The sequence below is a fragment of the Actinacidiphila sp. bgisy144 genome, assembly GCF_057708105.1.
This window is the reverse complement of the sequence record NZ_JBYIRM010000076.1, coordinates 1-6237: the sequence shown is the minus strand read 5'-3', so window position 1 is coordinate 6237 and position 6237 is coordinate 1. Positions and strand designations below refer to the sequence as shown.

Below are 6237 nucleotides of genomic sequence, written 5' to 3'. Positions count from 1 at the left end.
TCTCGGGTCCGCACGGGTTCGCTCACGACAACGGCCACTTGGCGGTCACCTCCGCGGCCAGGGCCCGCAGATCGGGCCAGGAGGCGGGGTCCTCGCCGTGGGTGCCGAGGATCGCGGCCAGCCACCGCTCCAGTCCGAACGCGACGCACGCGGTGTGCGCGTCCTTGCCGTCCCGGGTGATGCCGAACGCCTCGCCGAAGTGCTCGTGGTGCAGGTTCACCGACGAGATCGCCAGGTCCCCGTAGGTCGCCTCGCGCTTGACCGGGCTCAGCTTCTGCATCAGGAACGCCGGGTTCTGCTCCGGCTCGAAGAACGGGTCGGTCGCGTGCTCCCAGGAGACGTCCAGGCCGGCCAGCTCGAAGAGCAGCGTGACCGCCTCGCTGGTCTGCCGCGCGAACTGCGCGGTCTCCTCGGCGGTGCCCACGCACACGATCTCCCGCATGGTGAACGACCACTGGCGGCGCAGCGGCACGTACTCCCGCTCCCGCCGGTAGCAGGTGTTCACCGTGGTCAGGTAGAGCGGCTCGGCGAGCGCCTCGCCCTCGTGCGCCGGGTAGAGGTGGTAGCAGGCGGCCGGGGTGAGGATCTCGTCGGCCGGGCCGAGGAACGGCCGCGGGTCCTGGTCGGGGTCCTCGGCGAAGCCGCTGATGCGGTCGGGCTCGAGCCCGACCGCGAAGGTGGCCTGGTGCGGGAAGGACCGCAGGTAGCCGGTCTTCCGCAGCACGGCGGTCGGCAGCGTGGAGGGGTGCCGTTCGCCCTGCGCCCCCCACACCCCGGCCAGTTGGAGGAACGCCGCGTCCGCGTCGCCGGCCAGCCGCAGCAGCTCGCCGGAGAGCGAGACCTGCCCGGAGCCGTGCCAGCGCATCACGACTGCGTCCCGAAGCGGGTCGCGAGCGTGTCGATGTCGCGGAAGTCGGTCGGACGCAAGTCCTCGACGTCGATCGGGGTGCCCCGCAGCCGCTCCATCAGCAGCAGCAGCTCGGGGATGTGCACCGAACGCAGGGTGCGGTCGGCGAAGATCGGGCTGTGGTCGGTGACCTGCACCCCTGACTTCTCGCTGACCCACGCGCGCAGCTCGGCGCGGAAATCCGGCTCAGAAAGCATCGACGGGCTCCTCGGGAAGGATCTTTTCGGTGGCGAGGAAGCCGAGGCACTTGGCGGTGACGGTGCGGCGGTGCTCCCGCTGCGCCGGGGAGTTCCACGCGCTCTCGGCTACTTCCCAGGGGTCGGCCAGTCCGGCGTCGGCGTAGACGTCGGGGTTGTAGTACTCCCGCCAGCTACTGGTGATGAACGCCGCGAGGTGGCCGCGGACGTCGTCGACGGTCTGTGCGTCCCACTGCTTGGTCCGCCACAGCTCGGTGACCAGGTTGCGCCCGAAGATCAGGTGCCTGGCCTCCTCGACGTGGTGGTTGCGGTTGATGTACCTGGCCACCGGGTGCAGCCGCTCGTCGCGGGCCTGGAGCCAGTTGTAGTGGTCCACGATCTCCTCGAAGACCATGGTCTTGGCGAAGAAGAGGAAGTCGCCGACGTCCCGCGGCACTTCCTCCTCACCCACGGAGAACTGGCGGCTGCGGTACACCCGCGCGTAGCGGGTGCAGAAGCCGCCGAAGAAGATGCTGTGCTTGTTCTCCTCGTCGAGGAAGTGATGCAGGTAGTCCGCCACCTGGATCATGTCCTTGCGGTACAGCCGCTCGGCGAGGCCGGCCATCAGGCCCTTCTCGCCGTGGATGTTGAGGCTGTAGAAGTTCACCGCCTCGTGGAACGCCAGCCGCTTGCGGTCCGCCTCGGACATCTTGTCCCAGTACGGGGTGCCGTTGAGGCTGAGGAGTTCGGGGGAGGAGAACCAGTCCACGCCGGGGTCGACGGACTCCGGCCAGTCCAGCGCGGTGTACGGGTTCTGGTACGAGTGCTGGGACACCTCGCTGAGCCGCCGAGCCACCGCTGCCACGGATTCCGCGAGGCTCATGTCTCGTCTCCCGTGCGCCCATGCAGCCGATCACTCATGTCGCCTCCAGAGACGGAAATAGCAGCGTCGTCGCGGCTTTCAATGCCGTTGGGCGTCAGGTAGGACTTGAACGAATCGATATCGAGAGGTTCCAACATCGAGCTCCCGTCTTCGGGCCGGGTCTGCCGCCCGTTCCCGCGAATTGTGTGGGCGGAATCATCGATGGAGCGAGCGTAGGCCGGGTGACTCAGGCAAATCCCTAGTCAATATCGCCGCCAGGTCGTGCAGGATGGGCGCATGTCGATACTTGGGTGGCTGAGTGCGCCGTCTCCCGGCCGCGGCGTGTGGTTCGCCGGGGAGCGTGACGGCTGGGAGCGAGTGGAGTACGCCGAGCTTGCCGAGGACGCGCGCAGGGTCGCGGCGGACCTGGCCGCGCGGGGCGTGGGCCGCGGCGACGTCGTCGCGATCGCCCTGCCGGGCAACCGCGACGGGCTGGCCGCGCTGTACGGCGCCTGGGCCGCGGGCTGCTGCGCGACGATGCTGCCGGTGCCGGGGTACGGGGCGGGCGCGGAGTACACCGCGCACACCGCCGCGATCCTGGCGCAGGCGAAGCCCGCGGTGACCTTCGCCGACGCCGAGTCGGCGCCGCTGCTGGCCGAGGTGACACCGGTCAGCGAGGTGCGGCGGGACGCCGGCAGCCCGGCGCAGGTGCAGGAGCCGGGCCGGGTCGCGGTGCTCCAGTTCACCTCGGGCACCACCCGCAGCCCGCGGGCCATCCAGGTCACCTGGGACAACATGGACGCCAACTTCGCCATCCTGCGCCGCTGGATGCGGTGGCAGGACGGCGACGGCATGGCGTCCTGGCTGCCGTTCAACCACGACATGGGCCTGCTGACCTGCGTGATGACCGCCGACCGGCAGGGCGACCTGTGGCTGATGCGGCCCGATCAGTTCATCCGCAGCCCCGAGCGCTGGCTGTCGTGCCTGAGCGCCGGCAAGGCCGCGCACTCCGGTGCGCCGTCCTTCGGCTTCGGCTACGTCGCGCGCCGGCTGCGCCCGGAGCAGTGGGCGAAGCTGGACCTGTCGGGGTGGCGGACGGCGGTCGTCGGCGGCGAGGTGCCCGACCCGGGCGCGCTGCGCGCGTTCGCGGCCGCGGCCGCCCAGGCCGGGTTCGACCCGGCCGCGCTGCACCCCGCCTACGGGCTGGCGGAGAACACCTCCGCGGTCACCGCGGGCGCGGTCGGCCGCCCCGGGCGGGTGGCGCGGCCGGACTGGGAGCAGATGCGGTTCGGCGAGCCGGTGACCGTACTGGAGACCGGTCTGCTGCTGCCGCCGGCCGGCGCCGTGACCCCCGAGGCCGGCGACGGCACCGGCTGGCTGGCCGGCCAGGGCTGGCCGCTGCCGGAGGACGGTGTCGGGGTGGAGATCGCCGACGCCGAGGGGAAGGCGCTGCCCGAGGGCTCGCTCGGCGAGATCGTCATCACCGGCAGCTCGGTCACCGACGGGTACGTCGGCGAGGAGCCGTTCGACGGTCCGCTGCACACCGGCGACGCCGGGTTCGTGCACGACGGCGACCTGTACGTGCTGGGCCGCATGGGCGACAGCCTCAAGGTCCGGGCCCGCACGGTGTACGTGGAGGACCTGGAGTTCAAGGCCCGCGAGGCGGCCGGCCTCAACCGGCTGGCCGTGGTCAGCATGAGCGACGGCGGCCGCCCCGGCGTCGCCGTCTTCGCCGAGGCCGAGCCGGGCCCGTGGGCGGACAAGGTCACCCAGGCGCTGCGCACCGAGCTCGGGCCGGACCCCGAGATCGCCGTCATCTCCGGCGAGCACGGCCTGATCCGCCGCACTTCCAGCGGCAAGCCGCAGCGGCGCGCGATGTGGCAGCTGTGGTCGGCCGGGAAGCTCCCCGGCACCCGGATCGTGTGAGCCCCGGGCACCGACCGGCACTGAGCACCGGCACCGACCGGCACCGAACACCGGGCACCGAACACCGGGCGAACGGGCAGCTGCCCGTCGCCGAACGGGCATTGTCGAATTACGGCCGGCCGCCGGCGTGTTCCGCCGGCGGCCCGGCGCCTGAACGCGGAAACAGCGAGCCGGCCCCGCGCGGTCCCGGACTGACTAGGGATTTACCTGAGCCGCCGGACCTATGCTCGTCCCATCGATGATTCCGACCACACAATTTCGCGGCGCCAGAGAAGGCCCGGCGCGAAGACGGGAGTTCGATGTTGGAATCCCTCTACATCGATTCGTTCAAGTACGCGCTCGGTGAACGGAAAAGCAGTGTCGACGAATCCGCGGCGGCGGGCCGGCTTTTCTCGTCCGCCGAGGACATGAAGGCCGCCGGATTCCGCTGGCACTACATGTGTGAGCCGGGGACCTCGGCCTACGACCTGGCCTGTTCCGCGGTCCGCCCGATCGCCGACAAGGCGGCCGGCGCCGACGCCATCGTGTACGCCACCTGCCTGCCGCTCAACGCCAACGTGGGCAGCGACGAGGAATGGCGCAGCAGTCGGGACGTCAAGCACCTGATGGACTTTCCGGTGAGCCGGCTCCAGGCCGACTTCAAGCTGGACGGGGCGATAGCGATCGGCCTCAACCAGCAGGCGTGCACCTCGATGCTGGGTTCGCTGCGGATCGCGGGCGCGATGCTCGCCACCGAGCCGACCTGGGAACGCGTGCTGTGCGTGACCGCCGACCGGTTCCCGGAGAACGCGGTCTACGAGCAGGCGTACAACGTGATCTCCGACGGCGCCGCCGCCTGCGTCGTCAGCCGGCAGCCGACCGAGGGCGGGTTCCGCCTCGTGGCCAGCCACCAGATCACCAACGGCGGTCTGGGCATGGCGAGCGACGACGAGACGGTGGGCAGCTACTTCAGCTACATGCACCGGCTGATCGCGCAGACCCTCAAGCGCGCCGACCTGCAGGCCACCGACCTGGACTGGGTGATCACCCAGAACACCAACGACGTGGCCTGGACGGTCCTGGCGCACCTGTTCAAGATCGACACCGAGAAGGTGGTCAGTGTCACGCTGCCCGACGCCGGGCACGTGATCTCCGCCGACAACGTGCTGAACCTCGCCGCCCTGGTGGAGTCCGGGCGGATCAAGTCCGGCGACCGGCTGCTGCTGACGATGGCCGGCTTCGGCCTCAACTGGCAGGCCACCATCCTGGAGGCGGTGTGAGCGGCCAGCGCCGGCCCCGAACGTACGCCGACCGCCCCGTCCGCCTCGCGGAGGTGACCGTCTCATGACCGTCCTGGTAACAGGTGCCGCCGGCTACGTGGGCGGCCTGATCGTCAAGGCCCTGCGCGAGCACGGCGGTTACGGCGACGTCCTGGCGTACACCCGCGCCGAGGCGGACCTCACCGTGCCCGGCGCCCTCGACGGGGTGCCGACCGCGGGCCTGACGCACATCGTGCACGCCGCCGCCGTCACCAAGTTCGCCGTCCCGCGGGAGACCGCGAAGGCGGTCAACATCGGCGGCACCGCGCAGGTCGTCGAACTGGCCAAGCGCTGCCCCGACCTGGAGCGCGTGGTCCTGCTGTCGACCCTGTACACCGCGGGCCTGGCGGTCGGCGACATTGCCGAGGAGCCCGCCGGGCCGGTGCTGGAGCCGCGCACCGCCGCGGACGGCGCCGACGGCGCGGACGCCGAGGCGGCCGAAGACACCGTACGGTTCGCCAACTACTACGAGTGGTCCAAGCACACGGCCGAGCGCCTGGTGCAGGACAGCGGGCTGCCGGCCACCATCGCCCGGGTGCCCACCATCATCGCCGACGACGACAGCGGCCGCGTCACCCAGTACAACGCGGTGCACAACACGCTCAAGCTCCTCTACTACGGGCTGCTGTCGCTGATGCCGGGCCTGTCCGACATCCCGGTCTCCCTGGGCACCGGGGAGTTCACTGTCAACGCGACCATGGCGCTGCTGGCTGCCGAGCCCGGCTACTACCACGTCTGCCCGGACCTGGAGCAGACCCCGCGGCTGGGCCGGATCGTGGACCTGATGTTCACCGCGTTCGAGCAGGACTCCAGCTTCATCCGGCGGCAGATCCTGCGGCCGCTGCTCGTCGACGAGGCCGCCTTCGCCAACCTGATCAACGGCCTGCGGACCCTGCCGCACGGGCCGGTGCTCGACGCGCTCGAGTCCGTGTCGCCGTTCTCCGCGCAGCTCTTCCGGCCGAAGGTCTTCGGCAACACCCGGCTGCACAAGGCGTGGCCGGGCTACCAGGCGCCCGACCCGGACGCGCTGGTGTCGCAGACCGCGGAGTACCTGGTGCGGACCCGATG

Annotated in this window: 6 protein-coding genes; 3 read left to right on the top strand and 3 right to left on the bottom strand. The window is 70.9% G+C overall.

All coding sequences use genetic code 11. The annotated features are described in order from the left end of the window. Positions 1–22: 22 nt before the first annotated feature. Genes AC3EVP_RS36630 through AC3EVP_RS36620 form a run of 3 tightly spaced genes read right to left on the bottom strand, consistent with a single transcriptional unit; the run spans position 23 to position 1966 of the window. Complete coding sequence (locus AC3EVP_RS36630) at positions 23–865, bottom strand: aminoacyl--tRNA ligase-related protein (protein ID WP_435138039.1); 843 nt, start codon at positions 863–865, stop codon at positions 23–25. Next, entirely contained in the window at positions 865–1104 is a 240-nt protein-coding gene (locus AC3EVP_RS36625) for a hypothetical protein (RefSeq protein ID WP_335984394.1), read from the bottom strand. Before AC3EVP_RS36625 ends, AC3EVP_RS36630 begins: the two co-directional genes overlap by 1 nt. Continuing rightward, positions 1094–1966, bottom strand: coding sequence for a diiron oxygenase (locus tag AC3EVP_RS36620; protein ID WP_335984393.1), 873 nt, complete (start codon positions 1964–1966; stop codon positions 1094–1096). Before AC3EVP_RS36620 ends, AC3EVP_RS36625 begins: the two co-directional genes overlap by 11 nt. A gap of 276 nt (positions 1967–2242) precedes the next feature. On the opposite strand from AC3EVP_RS36620, the gene AC3EVP_RS36615 reads away from it, so the two are divergent. From AC3EVP_RS36615 to AC3EVP_RS36605, 3 genes are all read left to right on the top strand, one after another. Next, positions 2243–3871 (top strand): AMP-binding protein, encoded by a 1629-nt coding sequence (locus tag AC3EVP_RS36615; RefSeq protein WP_335984392.1) that lies wholly within the window; start codon positions 2243–2245, stop codon positions 3869–3871. A gap of 299 nt (positions 3872–4170) precedes the next feature. Continuing rightward, positions 4171–5130: a 3-oxoacyl-[acyl-carrier-protein] synthase III C-terminal domain-containing protein gene (locus AC3EVP_RS36610; RefSeq protein WP_335984391.1), complete on the top strand. Its 960-nt coding sequence runs from the start codon at positions 4171–4173 to the stop codon at positions 5128–5130. A gap of 64 nt (positions 5131–5194) precedes the next feature. Next, positions 5195–6237: SDR family oxidoreductase (locus AC3EVP_RS36605; RefSeq protein WP_435138034.1), on the top strand; the 1043-nt coding region annotated here is incomplete at its 3' end.

Excerpts from the sequence above, each read along its gene's own strand:
- AC3EVP_RS36620 (WP_335984393.1), bottom strand. The coding sequence starts at position 1,966 with ATGAGCCTCGCGGAATCCGTGGCAGCGGTGGCTCGGCGGCTCAGCGAG.
- AC3EVP_RS36610 (WP_335984391.1), top strand. The coding sequence starts at position 4,171 with ATGTTGGAATCCCTCTACATCGATTCGTTCAAGTACGCGCTCGGTGAA.
- AC3EVP_RS36615 (WP_335984392.1), top strand. The coding sequence starts at position 2,243 with ATGTCGATACTTGGGTGGCTGAGTGCGCCGTCTCCCGGCCGCGGCGTG.
- AC3EVP_RS36625 (WP_335984394.1), bottom strand. The coding sequence starts at position 1,104 with ATGCTTTCTGAGCCGGATTTCCGCGCCGAGCTGCGCGCGTGGGTCAGC.
- AC3EVP_RS36630 (WP_435138039.1), bottom strand. The coding sequence starts at position 865 with ATGCGCTGGCACGGCTCCGGGCAGGTCTCGCTCTCCGGCGAGCTGCTG.